Source organism: Natronorubrum bangense (assembly GCF_004799645.1).
Lineage (GTDB): Archaea > Halobacteriota > Halobacteria > Halobacteriales > Natrialbaceae > Natronorubrum > Natronorubrum bangense.
Window position 1 is genome coordinate 1,182,877 of sequence record NZ_CP031305.1, and the last position, 14,373, is coordinate 1,197,249.

Consider the following 14,373-nt stretch of genomic DNA (forward strand, 5'->3'; position numbering starts at 1 on the left):
TCGGTCTTCCCTCTCGAGTGTAGAGGTCGGTCTGCTGTCGCGGTTCAATCGATTGTACCGCGAGCGAACGAAAGCGCGGCGCATCGCGCCGCGGAATGACGAACGGTCGAAGGCCGTGAGTCAGGGAGCGAGCGGGCCGACGACTGGCGCGGAGAGCGCGGCGCAAAGCGCCGTGAATAGGCGAGCGGCGAAGCCGCGAGCCGAAAGGAGTGCTTTTGATCGATATTTCGCCGAGTGCCAGCGCACCGTACGGCAGCTACGCTGCCGTCAGCGTGAAACAAACGCAGCGTAAACGGTGGTTTTAGAACTCGTGTTCGACCTCGTCCTCGTCGGCTTTCTGGATGATGATCTTCCCGTCCCGGACTCGGACGAAGACTTCGTCGCCGATATCCATACCCGCGACTGCGAGCTCGTCCTCGTGGAGGTTGAGGTGGACGTTGTGATAGTTGCCATCTTCGTCTTTCGCACCGCTTGGACTCAGCTTCTTTTTCCGTACCATCGCGGGATTCTATGACGAACTTCGCCGCAGGATATACTTAAGTGTTTTCGACGACCGAACCCATGCCTCTAGTACGCATGGATACCGAGAGATCGACACTGAATCTCATCGTCAAACGGGTTGATTCCAAAAGGTGGCGTGGCCGATTCACTTAAAGATACCGACGCAGTCGGTCGGTTTTCGGGGATATCTTTATGTCGAGTCGTGTGCTGAGTTGACACGGAGGCTAAAACCATGGTACGTGAAGATGGTAAACGAAACTTTGCACTGCGCGAGTCGGGCGGCGACGAGTCGAGCGTCTTCTCGGGGAACACCCCCCGCCAGGCTGCCCTGAAAGCAGCCCGGCGACTCGAGCCCGGCTCGAGTGAGGACGAGGCAGAGCGTGTCGAACTCAAACTTCGAGAGAAAGGCACGGACAAGGTCCACATCTACGACGGCTGGGCGTGGGAGGAGACCGCACCCGACGACAAGCCGGACTGGATGCCAAACGAGATTACGGAGGCAAACGTCTCGAAGAAAGGAATCGACCACCTAGAGGAGTGACGTGCCGTTGAAGCGGAGTTTCGTTCGATACTATTTGAGTGGGTGCTGTAGCACACACTGTATACAGAAACAGCGTTTTATCCGGCGATCGGTTGGCAGCCATCAGCGACGGTGCTCGAGTGTCAGTGTTCGAGATCGAGCACACTCATAGTACGGCGACAGTCACTGCCGTAGCCAACTACGCATTTTGCCGCCCCTCGTGACTGGATTGATATGCCGTTTCGACCACCGACCAGAGACGATCTCCGCGAGCTCGGCCGCTCACTGTTTCTCGAGCTCACCGACGACGAACTCGACTGCTTCCTCGAGATGGCCGAGCGACGAGCCGACGCCTACGATACGGTTCGGTCGTACAACCCCGAGCCACGACTCGGAGGCCGTAAACGCCGCGAGCGAACGTCCGGCGTTCGTCCAGCCGACACGGCGGATCCACACAATGCGTGGGTGAGTCGGTGTCAGATCGCTGGTGACGATGGCGGCAAACTGGACGGGATGGACGTCGCGATCAAGGACAACATCTGCGTCGCCGGCGTGGAAATGACCTGCGGATCTCACGTCGTCGAGGGGTATGTGCCCGACGTCGATGCGACGATCGTCACCCGGCTGCTCGAGGCCGGCGCAGACATCATCGGCAAGACGAACATGGACGACTTCGCCATGACGAGGACAGGCTACAGCGCCTTCGGACCGATCACAAACCCACACGACGACGCGTTTCTCGCAGGTGGCTCAAGCGGCGGCAGTGCAGTCGTCGTCGCGACTGGCGAGGCCGACGCGGCTATCGGCTCCGATCAGGGTGGCAGCGTCCGGATTCCAGCGTCTCTGTGTGGTGTCGTCGGGCACAAGCCAACCTATGGACTGGTCCCCTACACAGGCTGTATCGGCCTCGCCCACTCGATCGACCATCCGGGGCCGATTGGACAGGACGTTGAGACAGTCGCGCGAGTTCTTTCGGTGATCGCCGGCAGCAACGAACGCGACCTGCGAGAGCCGGCGCCCGTTCCGACCGAGTCGTACCACGAACAGCTCGATGGCGACGCCGCCGACCTCTCGATCGGCGTCCTGCAGGAGGGGTTCGACCATCCCGGGGCCGATGCTGGCGTTGTCAAGTGCGTTCGAAACGCCCTCGAGCGACTCGAAGCGAATGGAGCTTCGCTCGAGGAGGTCGCCGAGCCGATGCATCTCGACGCGAGCGATATTCAGGCCGTCTGCACGGCGGAAGGCTTGCTCGATGCGATGATCGGTGAGGGACTGGGCCATGGCTGGAAGGGGTGGTACAACACGTCCTGGATCGAGTTCTTCGGCTCGGCACGACGCGTCCAGGCGAACGACTTCCCGGCGTCACTGAAACTGTCCTTGCTCGTCGGTGCCTACGCAAACGAGAACTACCACTCGAGATACTACGCCGACGGGATGAACCTCGTCGTCGAACTCACCGAACGGTACGACACGCTACTGGCAGATCACGATCTGCTCGCGATGCCGACGACGCTGGGGACGGCACCCGAACACGACCCCGAACGGAACCAGTACGACCGGCTGCAGGAAACGCTCGTCGTCGCAAACACGGCCCCGTTCAACCGGACCGGCCACCCCGCGGTCAGCGTCCCTGTCGGTGAGATCGATGGACTTCCGGTCGGACTCATGCTCGTCGGCTCACGGTTCGACGATGCAACCGTTCTCGACGCCGCCAGCACGGTCGAGTCAGTCGTCGACGGTGTGGGGGTGCGTAGTTGAGTCAGCGACGATCGAGGCGAAGTTCTCGACGATCTGGGTCGCGTTGACGGCGTCGAACCCGTGCTCACCATCGGTCCAGTCGAAGTCGGCCTCGAGTCGCTCGCGGTGTGTGCTCGTAAATTCCGGGTGGAACTGAACCGTCCAGAGCGGGGCAGTTCGATGCCGCGTCGCGAACGCGTGGTAGTAGTCAGTCGTCGCGATGACGTCCATTTCGTCGCCGGGCTGGGTGACGACGTCGCCGTGAGCGACGGGAACGACCGGCGCCACGCCGTCGAAAAGCGGGTCAGCAGCGAGGTCGACGTCGACAGGTCGACAAGTCGTGCCGACGTGTTCGACAGTGCCACCGAGTGCTGCGTTGGCGACCTGATGGCCGAAACAGACTCCGAGCGTCGGAATCTCGCGCTCGACTAGCTCGCGAACAAGTCGCTGCTGGTCGGTGATCCACGGCCGATCAGCAGCCTCGTAGACGCCTGCCGTACTGCCCGTCAGAACCACGCCGTCAGCATGCTCGAGATCAGGACGCTCGCCCGCGGGGTAATCAACTGCCGTCGCGTTCGGAACGTATCCCTCGAGGGCGTCGCAGTGATATTCACACGACGGATCGACCTCATTTCGAACAACAGCAATCGTCGGCACCCTCATGTACACAGTAGTGGTCCAATATCGACAAAACAGTATCGGAAAGACAAGTAATTGCGTCAGTATGGTAAGACTGTGGGTTTGAGCCTGACAGAACCCGTCAGTTTCTCAGAGACTACGGGGTGGAACTCGAGCCCGAGCGGCCACCACGAACCAGTTTGAGGACACCCTGGGCAGCCAGTCCGAGTATTGCCCACTTCCAGGCGAGGGCGGCGAGGCCGAGCAGCAAGATGCCGCGAGTCCGCTTCCCTCGACTGAACGCCGTTTTCGCTTCCGAAAGCACAGAGAGAACGGTCAGCGACCGCGTCGCTGTCGATCCGAGGAGTTTCTTGAGTACCATACCTCTCATTAGGGCTCCGACCGGATAACGAACGCCCCGTCTCGCGCAAGTCACAATCGATGTCATCGACACCCTTCCCCGATCACTGTCAACAGGTGTCGCAGCAATCCGAAACCCGGGCGGGAACTTTTTCTCACTCCGGTTTGATACGCTGCTCACGAAGCATGGATCTCGAGTCGATTCCGGGTGTCGGCGAGAAGACCGCACGAGCGCTCACAGCGCTCGACGAGCCCGAGCGCGCGCTGCGACGTGGTGACGTCGCGACGATCGCGACCGCCCCAGGGATTAGCCAGGGCCGGGCTGCTCGGATCGCACGCGGTGCGATCCGGCTGGAACACGACGATCCTGGCGGCTTTCTCGCGACCGACCGCGCTCGTGAGGTGTACCGAAACGTGCTCGCCTTGCTCAAATCGCGGACGGTCACCGATTACGCCGCCCAGCGACTCGAGACGATCTATCCCAGTCCGCGTCGCTCGCGGATCGAGGACGTCCAGGCGTTCGCTCGCGATGCACTCGAGCGCGAGTACGACGAGACCGTGCTCACGGCACTCGAGGGCGTTGAACCGCTCGAGAAGCCGGGCGATATCCGGGTTCGTGAGCGCTGTCTGGCGACGGCCGACGCCGAACGCTACAGCGAGGCCCGAGACGCGATCCCGGAGCTCTCAGTCGAAATCGTCGAGGACACACAGGGATTGGCCGAACTCGCGCGCGGATACTCCACAGTGGTTGCACTCGATGAGTCGTTTGCCGGTGTCACGATCGACGGCGACGTCCAAGTCAGGCCCGATGCACTCGAGACGCCGGCCGAAATCGTCCCGGAACGGCCCCTGTCGTTTTTCGCGCGCAATCGGAGCCGGCTTCAGGCAGCTATCGACGTCCACCGGGCTGGCGACCTCGAGGCCGCCTGCGATCTCGAGGCACTCGAGGACGGCCTGTCACGTCTCGACGAAGATGGGACGGTCGCAGGCGACGACGAACTCGATCGGCTGACGACGGCGATCAACGACCTCGAGACAGCAGCAGGCACAGCCGAAAGCGTCGCCAACGATCATCTTCGGGAAGCGATCCGCGAGGAGGACGTCACGATCGAGGGGTCGGATCTGCTTTCGCTGGTCGAGCGTGGCGCTGGTGTCGACTCGTTGCTCTCGCGGGAGCTCGCCGACGAGTACGCTGCAGCCGTCGAAACGGCTCGGGAGCACCTGATCGACGCACTCGATCTCGATCAGGGCGAGGCCGAACTCGCCCGTCGGGCGTTCAGCGACGAACCGACGTTCCCGGTCGAGCGCGACGGCGACGTCGTGTCACGGCTGCGTGAGGAGCTCACAGCGGCCAAAGAGCGTCGTGCGGGCCGACTCAAACGCGAGCTTGCAGCCGACCTCGCCGACCAGCGCGAGGGGGCCCGCCAGCTCGTTCGGGATGCTCTCGAGCTCGATGTCGAACTCGCGATCGCCCGGTTCGGACGGGAGTTCGAGTGTACGATGCCGGAGTTCGTCGACGGCGATGCACAGAGCGCCTCGGCAGCGAGCAGTGAGCGGTCGGCTCGCGACGAACAGGTCGGCTTCGCGATCGACGGTGGTCGTTCGCCGCTGCTCGACGAACCGCTCGAGGCGATCGATCCCGTCGACTACGAGGTGACAGGCGTTGCGTTGCTGTCGGGTGTCAACAGCGGTGGGAAGACGTCGACGCTCGATCTGGTTGCAAGCGTCGTCGTGCTGGCACACATGGGTCTCCCGGTTCCCGCCGAGCGGGTGCGTCTACAGCGATTCGACGATCTGCACTATCACGCCAAAACACAGGGAACGCTGGATGCGGGCGCGTTCGAGTCCACCGTCAGGGAGTTCGCCGATCTCGCCCAGGGCGGCGAGGGATCGCTTGTCCTCGTCGACGAACTCGAGAGCATCACCGAGCCCGGCGCGTCGGCAAAGATCATCGCCGGCATTCTGGAAGCGCTGTCTGAAAACGGCGCGACGGGCGTGTTCGTCTCCCACCTGGCAGGCGAGATCCGCGAGATGGCCGACTACGACGTGACCGTCGATGGTATCGAAGCGATGGGGCTCGTGGATGGGGAGCTCGAGGTGAACCGCTCGCCGGTCAAAGACCATCTGGCGCGGTCGACACCGGAGCTGATCGTCGAGAAACTGGCCGACGAGGTCCGAGAGCCGGCGACAAACGGTGGGAACGTTCCTGACGGGACGGGGCCGGATTTCTACGATCGGCTCCTCGAGAAGTTCGACTAACTCCGGACTGATCGCTCAGTTGGAGTGTTCGATTCGAAAACGGTATCCCGGCGCTCGGATACGTGTGACACATGGACCCACGTATCCGCAAACACGCCGAGATCATCGCGAACCACTCGGTCAACCTCCAGGAAGGGGACAACGTCGTCGTCGACGCCCATCCCGTCGCCGAAGACCTCGTGGTTGCTCTCCACGAAGTAATCGGCGAGATCGGTGCGAATCCGTTCACGACGAGCCAGCGGACGGGCGCACGCCAGCGCCGGGCGTATCTCCGCGCGGGTGACGACGAGTACGAGACGCCCGCCCACGAACTCGCACTCATCGAGGAGACGGACGTCTACATCGCCATCCGGGCCAGCGACAACGTCACCCAGACTAGCGACGTCGACCCCGAGACCAGTGCGGCCCACCAGCAGGCCCACCAACCCATTCTCGAGGAACGGCTCTCGACGCGCTGGTGTCTCACGCAGTTCCCCGCGCCAGCAAACGCCCAGCTCGCCGAGATGTCGACGGAAGGCTACGAGGAGTTCGTCTGGGATGCCGTCAACAAAGACTGGGACGAACAGCGTGACCACCAGGCGAACATGGTCGAGCTCATGGATCCCGCCGACGAGATTCGGATCAGAAGTGGCGACACGACCGACGTGACGATGTCAATCGACGGGAATCCGACGCGCAACGACTACGGCGAGCACAACCTCCCCGGCGGCGAGGTCTTCACCGCACCCGTCCCCGACAGCGTCGAGGGTGAGGTGCTGTTCGATATGCCGCTCTATCATCAGGGCCGGGAGATCACGGACGTCTACCTCGAGTTTGAGGGCGGCGAGGTCGTTTCCCATTCGGCGGCGAAAAACGAGGAGCTGCTGACGGAGGTTCTGAACACGGACGATGGCGCACGCCGACTCGGCGAACTCGGGATCGGGATGAACCGCGATATCGACCAGTTCACCTACAACATGCTGTTCGACGAGAAGATGGGCGACACCGTCCACATGGCCATCGGCCGCGCCTACGACGACACCGTCAGCGAGGACAACGAGCAGAACGATTCGGCGGTCCACGTCGACATGATCGTCGATATGAGCGAGGACTCGCTGATCGAAATCGACGGCGAGGTCGTCCAGCGTGATGGGACGTTTGTCTTCGAGGACGGGTTCGAGCAGTAAGACCGCGAACGACCAGCGGAAGTGAGCGGCTTTTTCATCGACGGTTTCGCGCGAGTGAGTGCTCGAAGTACCCCGAGCGGAAAACGTTCGGAGTGACTCGCTGATCAAGATCGACGGCGAGGTCTGAGCCTGCAAAGCCCGCGAACGGCTCCTCGACGACCGAAAACCGCCCGCCGGGCCGTCATCGGCTGGCTTTATACATCCGGACTCAGTAGCGATCGTATGGCAGTCCTCGTAGCGTACGATGGGTCGGCGCCCGCACGCAAGGCAGTGGAACACGCCTTTGAGACGCACTCGGACGAGGAGATCATCCTGCTGCGCGTCGTCGAGGCAGCAGAGGGCTCGACGGGAGCGGGAATCGAACTCCTGAAAGACATGTTCCGGGACCGCGAGGCAGAGATTTCCGAGGGATTCGGTGACGAGGTCTCGGACATCGTCAGCACCGATGACGTCGACTTCCGCACGGAGACAGCCGTCGGCCAGCCCGCTCGAGAGGTCGTCGCGTTCGCGGACGAGAACGACGAAATCGAGCACATCATCATCGGCAGTCACGGGCGAAAAGGTGTCTCGCGCGTGCTGCTTGGCAGCGTCGCCGAAAACATCGTCCGACGGTCACCTGTTCCCGTGACCGTCGTCCGGTAACTACTGCGAGTTCGTCATCCCGCCGTCGACGACGAGCGATTCGCCGTTGACGTAATCCGAGAGATCGCTCGCGAGATACAGCGCCGCGTCCGCGACGTCCTCGGGTTGGCCCGCACGTCGCGACGGGATCGCCTCCAAGAACTCCGATTCGGCGTCGGTACCCATAATCGGGAAGTCGTCGGTCGTCATCGTCGTCTCGATCAGACCGGGGTGGATGGCGTTCACTCGCACTCCATCGGGACCCAGCTTTGCAGCCATCGAGTACGTGAACAGCCGCACGGCACCTTTCGTCCCACAGTAGGTGACGAACTCACCCGATCCCTCGAGGCCGGCGACCGACGAGAGATTGATAATGCTCCCGCCATCGGCTTCGACCATCCGTTTTGCTGCCGCTTGCGCGCCAAAGAAGACGCCTTTGACGTTGATATCCATCATCCGACCGAACCCGTCCTCGTCGACCTCGAGGAACTCCTCGCCGTGGAAGATCCCCGCGTTGTTGACCATTACAGTGACGCCGCCGAACTCCTCGGCGGCTTCGACAGCCGACTCGAGGTCGTCGACGTTCGTGACGTCACATTCGACGAACGTCGCGTTCGCGTCCGTCTCGTCCTCGATCAGTTCGTGGGTCGGCTCACCGCCCTCTCGAGGCGACTCCTGAATATCCGCGACGACGATGTCGGCCCCTTCCGCGGCGAATCGCCGGGCGATCGCGCGTCCGTTTCCGCTCGAACCGCCTGTAACAACTGCGACGTCGTCTGTGAGCATTGGTGACATTGCACTGTGAACTATGTAGTGAGTATCGATAACGTTTACCTCGATTTACAGCCCGTAAGAACGAGTTCTAAACGGAAAGCAGCGCGAGTTCCCCGCCCCACCGTGGGCAGGGGTGAAGCGCGTACACTCGGTTGCGTCCCTGTTTTTAACTATCGGGACGCCCCACTTCAGTATGGAACCACGTTATCGGCCTCGCAAAATCCGCGCACCCACTTCGGGATAAGACGCGGTGCGCCGGGCCTGTGTCGCGCCCTCGTGAAGGGGCGGACGCCCACGGACACACCCGCCACGGCAGCAACAGACGACCTCTGTTGCGGTGGCAGTTCCGGTGTGTTCGAGTGTTACCGGTTCCACGCAAGTCCCCGCAGGGACGAGCGCGGGTGGAATTAAATTTGCCATCGGTCGTTCCGCTGGCTTTGTGCCAGAGACCACGGCGAAGCCACGGACCACCGTGCCCGTGGTACTTCACACGTGTGGGACCGTCTCGTGCCTACCGATGGTGACCATTGCTAGCCGTCGAGCACGCGAACAGCACCGATCTGGCCCACCTGCTGGTACTCACAGAGGTAGTTCTCCATCTCGGGGGTGGCTTCGAACTCGAGCGTTTCGACCTCACCGACGGTTTCGTTGCCCGCGGTGGTGTACTCATCGACGACGTCGCGATTCGCGTCCCAGAACGCGATGTTGTGGTGGACACCATCCATGTTCTCCCAGGTAATCTCGTACTTCTGGCCCGCGACGAGCACGAGTGTAGGGTTTTCGACGCGGTCGATCGCAGACGGCGCGGCACCGACCCAGCCGCCGACGTAGCCGTCGAACCGAATCTCCTCCACAGCTCTCCACGCGTCGGGATCAGTGTTACCCACAAGTGAGTCCGCCGCGTCGACGACGGGTTCAGGCTCGTCACCGTTGTCACTCGCGTCGCCATCCAGACAGCCGGCGACGGACACGGCTGTAAGCGACCCAGCCACTGCCGAGAGAAACGTCCGCCTGCCCGTGCTGTTCGGATTCATTGTAGATCGTATGCGATCAAGTGGCATAAGCGCCAGCCCGACGAGTGCACGAGCGTTGCCGAGAGTGACTGTCGTCCGATCTACCCGGACAGTTCAATCCTCGAGGAGGTCCGCGACCATTCCCGAGACGGTTTGGAGTTCGTCCTCGTTGACGCCGTGGACCATCCCCTCGTACAGTCGTTTCGTGACGTCGGCAGCCATCGATTCGAAGACGGCGGCCGTCTCGTGGACGCGTGTTTCGGGAATGTGTGGGTCGACGTCGCTACAGCCGAGGAAGACGGGAGTCTCCTCGAGGGTGCCGGGATACGTCTCGTCGAGGTCCTCACCGATGAGGCCGCCGCTCAGGGCGGCGAGCCCGCCGTAGCGGTGCGGATTGCGAGCGAGGAACTCGCTGGCGAGACAGGCACCCTGCGAGAAGCCGACCAGCATGACGCGGTCGGTCGGGATACCGGCATCGTTGGCCTCGTCGATCGCGTCCGCGATCGCCTGCAGTCCCGACGTTCGGCCCGGCTCGTTCGCCTCGACGGGTGCGAGAAACGAGTTCGGATACCACGTCTTGCCAGCGGCCTGCGGGGCGAGCAAGGCGACGCCATCGTGGTGGATCTCGGTTGCGAGGTCGAGCATCCCCTGTGCGGTCGCTCCGCGCCCGTGGGTGAGCACGAGCGCAGCAGACGCCTCCTCGAGCGACGTGCCGCCGGTGACGAGCGGTTGTCCCTGATGGGGGCCGTCCACGTCGTCACCCGCGCTCATTCAACACCACCGACGCCCGCACTCGCCTCGGGCAGGTCGTGCTTGACGACCTCGAGGCCGAGTGCTTCGATCGCGCCGCGGAGGTGTTCGTCCTTGGCGTACTCGGCACCGTCGGCCTCGCGGAGTTCCTGGGCTTTCGCCAGAATCTCGCCGCGGCGGTCGTTCGGAATCTCGTACTTGTCCGCCGAGAGTTCGATGACCAGCCCGTTGTTGTCCGTCGTGTAGATCGAGTGGAAGATACCCCGATCGAAGACGTTGTACCGGTGACCTGCATCCTCGAGTGCCTGCATCGTCTCCTCGTACTCGTCGGGGTCGACGCTGAAACAGAGGTGGTGGACAGCGCCGACGCCGCCGCGCTGGCCTCGCTGGTTCGATGGCCGATCATCGCTCACGAAGAACGTGAGGATGCGGCCGTCGCCCGTGTCGAAGAACAGGTGTGTCTGGGACGGGTCGTCGAGGTTGGGCTGGCGAAGAACCAGGGACATGCCGAGGAGGTCTCGATAAAACTCGATCGTATCGGCCTCGTTGCTTCCCCAGATGGTGATATGGTCGGTCCCCGTCATGTGGACGGGGCTGTCGGGCAGTTCGGGCGTGACTGGGTTTTGAGGGTTGTTGGACATGGGTTTCACTCCGCAACGAGGTCGCCGAAGACGCGCTCGGCGTCTGCAGGGACGTCGAAATCGTGGTAGTACTCTCCCTTGACGGACGAGAGGATGTTCAGTGCTGCGGCCGCACCGTCGCCGACGGCGATGGCGGCCTGCCACTCCTCCGGACGGACCATTGCGCCCGTCGCGTAGACGCCGTCGATGCTCGTCTCCATGTTGACGCCGACATCGACGATCTCCTCGTCGGTGAACGCACAGCCCAACTCGTCGGCCAGGTCGCGGTTGGCACCCGTCGCGAGGACGACGTAGTCGGCTTCGTACTCACCCGCATCGGTCTCGATGGTGAAGCCATCCTCGGTCTCGCTGACCGCAGTTACCGGTTCGTCCTGTCGGCGGTCGACACCGAAGTCGTCGACCTGCTGGCGTGCCGTCGCCATGAACTCGCTGCCACCGACGGAGCCAATGCCGAGATAGTTGAACAGGTGGGCCTTGTGCATCCACGTTCCGTCGGTGTCGAAGACAGTCGTCTCGAGGCCGTTTTTCGCCGTAAACAGGGCTGCGCTCAATCCTGCCGGGCCGCCGCCGACGACGGTCACGGTGGGCGTTCGAGTCGAGTCAGCGGAGTCAGCCGACGTATCAGTGTCGCTCATATGTAGTTACACAATGTTACTGCAGGGGTATGAACCCAGCAGAGACGTCAGAACAACCACGTGACATGAGTGTTACTACTGTCGTCGAGTGGTCACCAGGCCGTCAGCCAGCTGTCTGCCCGTCATTTCGTGGCGTGTAACTCTCTCGGTAACAGCTGCCTACAGTCGCTGTAGTCGGTTGCTACGATCTACCATGCACTTGCGCATGAAAGCTCAACGGGTACACGTGGAACCGACCTCCCTCAAGACACAGAAACAATCAGTCGAACGGCGGGACTGCGTTTGGTGACGCCGTCGACGTTGGGCCCGGTGACAGCGCACTCGAGGGCCATCAGCTGCTCACAGCCTACCGGAGACATCCATGAAAACTAGCCTTGAAATAGAGTACTGGGTCATCGACGACGCTGGTGACCTGGTCGCTCCCGGATCGTTGCTCGACGCCTCGCCACAGTTCGATCCCGAGTTCGTCGAGCCGATGCTCGAGATTAAAACGACGCCGTGCTCGTCGATGGTCGAACTCCGCGAGGAGTTCGTAGACCGCATCGGAACCGCCGTCGACGCCGCACGCGATCAGGGGAAACGGCTCGTCCCACTGGCGACACCCCTCCACGCGAATCCGGCGGAGATCCCCTATCGCGGGAAGGAGAGTACCGACCTCCAGCGCCGGATCGTCGGTCGATCGTTCGACGACGCCCGCGTCTGTGCCGGGACGCACATCCACTTCGAGCAATCGAACGTCGTCGACCAGTTGAACACGCTGACCGCGCTCGATCCTGCATTCGCGCTCGTCGCCAGTTCCGCCCACTACCGCGGCGAACGCATCCTCGAGTGTGCCCGGCCGTTCCTCTACCGGCGCTCGTGTTACGAACAGTGTCCCGAGCAGGGCCAGCTCTGGCCCTACGTCGACAGCGTCGCCGAGTGGGAGGGCCAGCTCGAGGACGCCTACGAGGGCTTTCGCGAGCGCGCGATCGAACGCGGAGTCGGCCCGCAGACGTTCGACGACGCGTTCGATCCCTACGACGCAGTCTGGAACCCGATCCGGCTACGAAAAGCGATGCCGACAGTCGAGTGGCGCTCGCCCGACGCCACCCTCCCGAGTCAGATCCTCCAGCTCACGGAAGCGGTCCGCTCGATCGTCACCCACGCCGACGCTCGCGGCACCACCATCGGCGCTGAGTCGGCCACCGGCGCGGTCACCCTGCCCGCGTTCGATACCGTCGAAGCAGTGACCGACACCGCAATTCACGACGGCCTCGAAAGTCCGGCTGTAACAAGCTATCTCGATGACCTCGGATTTACCCCGTCGGCATACGACCCGCTGGCGACTCGGCTTCCCGAGACACACCTCTCGAAACGACGGGCGAAGCAGTTGCGACTCGAGGCCGCAAAACAACTCGAGGCCGACCTCGAACAACGCCGTGTTCGAGCCTGAACACGATTCTCCGTACTGACACAGCAGCGACGGCCGGACGTTACCGCAGTCGCTCGAGCCATCGCTGTCCCGTCCGGAGGTCGGTCGGAATCTCGTCGCCAAAGACACACCGCGTGCGCTCCAGTGTGCAAGGGTTGCCCGTCGCGATATCGATCACCGGGGAGCCACCTTCGAACACGGCTGCACTCGCGGTCGTTAACTGGCCAAAGGCGTGGGGTTCGTCCGTCTCGGGCTCCGGATGGCGACAGATCGAGTCGTCGCCGGGGCCGTTCTCGTGATCCTGTGCGATCGCCCACAGCTCGTCACGATCGATTCCGTCGACACCGTTGAGTAACTCGAGAGCCCGCTGTCGCCGCGTCGTCGAACTCGCCGTCTCGGTCGACGCCGAGCACACGAAGTGGTTCGTTCGCGTAACAATGGGATCGTCGTCGACGGCGATTCGTGCGTCTGCTGGATCGATCTCGAGCAAGACACCCTCGGTTCTGTCAGCCAGAAACAGCGTCTGGCTCATCAGCTGCCGGATCGGATGTGACTCGAGAAGAGAGCGTGCCTCCGCGACGGTTGCACACTCCTCGAGGAGCATGCGAATGACGGTGCCGTTTCGAAGCTGATTTTCTGGGTCGACGTCGTCGCGGTTGCTATCGATGTACGTATTGGCCGCAACTAGTCCCCGCTCATTGACGCCCTTATAGATCGAAATCGTCCCGCAGGTGTCGACCGTCAGAAAGCCGTAGTAGTCGTCGATCGGCGGCTGCTCGATGATCGACTTCGGTCGGGTGCCACGCCCCGAAATGTCTCGGTTTTTGAGCACGAGTGGGCCGGTATCGGGTGTTTCCCCACCGTTCGACTCGAGTCGCGATGGGATCACGAGCGCGTTCGTACATCCCTGCGGATGCTTCTCGGACCGGCCCTCCTCACCGGCCAGTTCCTCGCAGAGTTCCGCGTACGCGAAGACGTACACTTCGTAGACGTCCGAGTCGACATCGAACACCTCAGCCATCGCCTCGTAGGCCCGCCGATGCCGCTCCGGTAGACTGGCTCGGCTTCGGCGAGCGTACTCGAGTAACGGCCCGAGGACGACGTTCTGGGCGGTGATTTCCGACTCGAGTTCGTCGATCGCCCACTCGACGGCCTCGCGTTCGAGTTCGGCGCGTCGGCGTGCCCGATCGGCGAACGTCTCCGAGTCGGCGATCACGTCGCTGTATGCAGTGGTGTCGCCGTCCGGCTCGTTCATGTTTTGAGGAGGGGCTCGAGGGGGTTGTATCGTTGGCTTGAAAACGTCTGGCTCCGGCGGTGACTGGCGGCTGGTACTACGCCGTCGTCTCCAAGACCCACAGTCTCAGTGG

Annotated in this window: 15 protein-coding genes; 6 read left to right on the forward strand and 9 right to left on the reverse strand. The window is 62.6% G+C overall.

Translation table 11 applies throughout. The annotated features are described in order from the left end of the window. Positions 1-301 precede the first annotated feature (301 nt). Positions 302-499 carry a hypothetical protein gene (locus DV706_RS05875; RefSeq protein WP_006066039.1) on the reverse strand — a complete coding sequence of 66 codons (198 nt, stop codon included), beginning with the start codon at positions 497-499 and terminating at the stop codon, positions 302-304. A 234-nt stretch (positions 500-733) separates the two neighbouring features. Between DV706_RS05875 and DV706_RS05880 the strand changes: the two genes are divergently transcribed. Both DV706_RS05880 and DV706_RS05885 read left to right on the forward strand, forming a co-directional pair. Next, entirely contained in the window at positions 734-1,042 is a 309-nt protein-coding gene (locus tag DV706_RS05880) for a non-histone chromosomal MC1 family protein (protein WP_006066038.1), read from the forward strand. A 213-nt stretch (positions 1,043-1,255) separates the two neighbouring features. Then, the gene (locus DV706_RS05885; protein ID WP_006066037.1) at positions 1,256-2,779 is read left to right on the forward strand and encodes an amidase; all 1,524 of its coding nucleotides are present in this window, start codon (positions 1,256-1,258) and stop codon (positions 2,777-2,779) included. Here DV706_RS05885 and DV706_RS05890 read toward each other — a convergent pair. Both DV706_RS05890 and DV706_RS05895 read right to left on the reverse strand, forming a co-directional pair. Continuing rightward, positions 2,747-3,421 (reverse strand): type 1 glutamine amidotransferase, encoded by a 675-nt coding sequence (locus DV706_RS05890; protein ID WP_006066036.1) that lies wholly within the window; start codon positions 3,419-3,421, stop codon positions 2,747-2,749. The genes DV706_RS05885 and DV706_RS05890 overlap by 33 nt on opposite strands. A gap of 112 nt (positions 3,422-3,533) precedes the next feature. Further along, the gene (locus DV706_RS05895) at positions 3,534-3,758 is read right to left on the reverse strand and encodes a hypothetical protein (protein ID WP_006066035.1); all 225 of its coding nucleotides are present in this window, start codon (positions 3,756-3,758) and stop codon (positions 3,534-3,536) included. Positions 3,759-3,922: 164 nt separating this feature from the next. On the opposite strand from DV706_RS05895, the gene DV706_RS05900 reads away from it, so the two are divergent. The 3 genes from DV706_RS05900 to DV706_RS05910 all read left to right on the forward strand — a co-directional run bounded on the left by DV706_RS05900 (position 3,923) and on the right by DV706_RS05910 (position 7,803). Continuing rightward, the gene (locus DV706_RS05900) at positions 3,923-5,995 is read left to right on the forward strand and encodes a MutS-related protein (protein ID WP_006066034.1); all 2,073 of its coding nucleotides are present in this window, start codon (positions 3,923-3,925) and stop codon (positions 5,993-5,995) included. Between the two features lie 71 nt (positions 5,996-6,066). After that, positions 6,067-7,161: an aminopeptidase gene (locus tag DV706_RS05905; protein WP_006066033.1), complete on the forward strand. Its 1,095-nt coding sequence runs from the start codon at positions 6,067-6,069 to the stop codon at positions 7,159-7,161. Positions 7,162-7,383: 222 nt separating this feature from the next. After that, positions 7,384-7,803, forward strand: a complete 420-nt coding sequence (locus tag DV706_RS05910; RefSeq protein ID WP_006066032.1) for a universal stress protein — start codon at positions 7,384-7,386, stop codon at positions 7,801-7,803. On the opposite strand, the gene DV706_RS05915 is transcribed toward DV706_RS05910, so the two are convergent. The 5 genes from DV706_RS05915 to DV706_RS05935 form a co-directional block, all read right to left on the reverse strand. Beyond that, on the reverse strand, positions 7,804-8,568 hold the full coding sequence (locus tag DV706_RS05915) for an SDR family oxidoreductase (protein ID WP_006066031.1): 765 nt from the start codon (positions 8,566-8,568) through the stop codon (positions 7,804-7,806). 518 nt (positions 8,569-9,086) lie between these two features. Further along, a complete protein-coding gene (locus DV706_RS05920) occupies positions 9,087-9,590 on the reverse strand; it encodes a hypothetical protein (protein ID WP_006066030.1) in 504 nt (167 codons plus the stop codon). Positions 9,591-9,683: 93 nt separating this feature from the next. Continuing rightward, on the reverse strand, positions 9,684-10,340 hold the full coding sequence (locus DV706_RS05925) for an alpha/beta hydrolase (RefSeq protein WP_006066029.1): 657 nt from the start codon (positions 10,338-10,340) through the stop codon (positions 9,684-9,686). Next, positions 10,337-10,960 carry a VOC family protein gene (locus DV706_RS05930; protein ID WP_006066028.1) on the reverse strand — a complete coding sequence of 208 codons (624 nt, stop codon included), beginning with the start codon at positions 10,958-10,960 and terminating at the stop codon, positions 10,337-10,339. The genes DV706_RS05925 and DV706_RS05930 overlap by 4 nt, the downstream gene beginning before the upstream one ends. Before the next feature lie 5 nt (positions 10,961-10,965). Beyond that, positions 10,966-11,595, reverse strand: a complete 630-nt coding sequence (locus DV706_RS05935; RefSeq protein WP_006066027.1) for an NAD(P)/FAD-dependent oxidoreductase — start codon at positions 11,593-11,595, stop codon at positions 10,966-10,968. 361 nt (positions 11,596-11,956) lie between these two features. On the opposite strand from DV706_RS05935, the gene DV706_RS05940 reads away from it, so the two are divergent. After that, positions 11,957-13,027: a glutamate-cysteine ligase family protein gene (locus DV706_RS05940; protein ID WP_006066026.1), complete on the forward strand. Its 1,071-nt coding sequence runs from the start codon at positions 11,957-11,959 to the stop codon at positions 13,025-13,027. 40 nt (positions 13,028-13,067) lie between these two features. Here DV706_RS05940 and DV706_RS05945 read toward each other — a convergent pair whose 3' ends face one another. Beyond that, positions 13,068-14,261, reverse strand: a complete 1,194-nt coding sequence (locus DV706_RS05945; RefSeq protein ID WP_006066025.1) for a C45 family autoproteolytic acyltransferase/hydolase — start codon at positions 14,259-14,261, stop codon at positions 13,068-13,070. Positions 14,262-14,373: the final 112 nt, after the last annotated feature.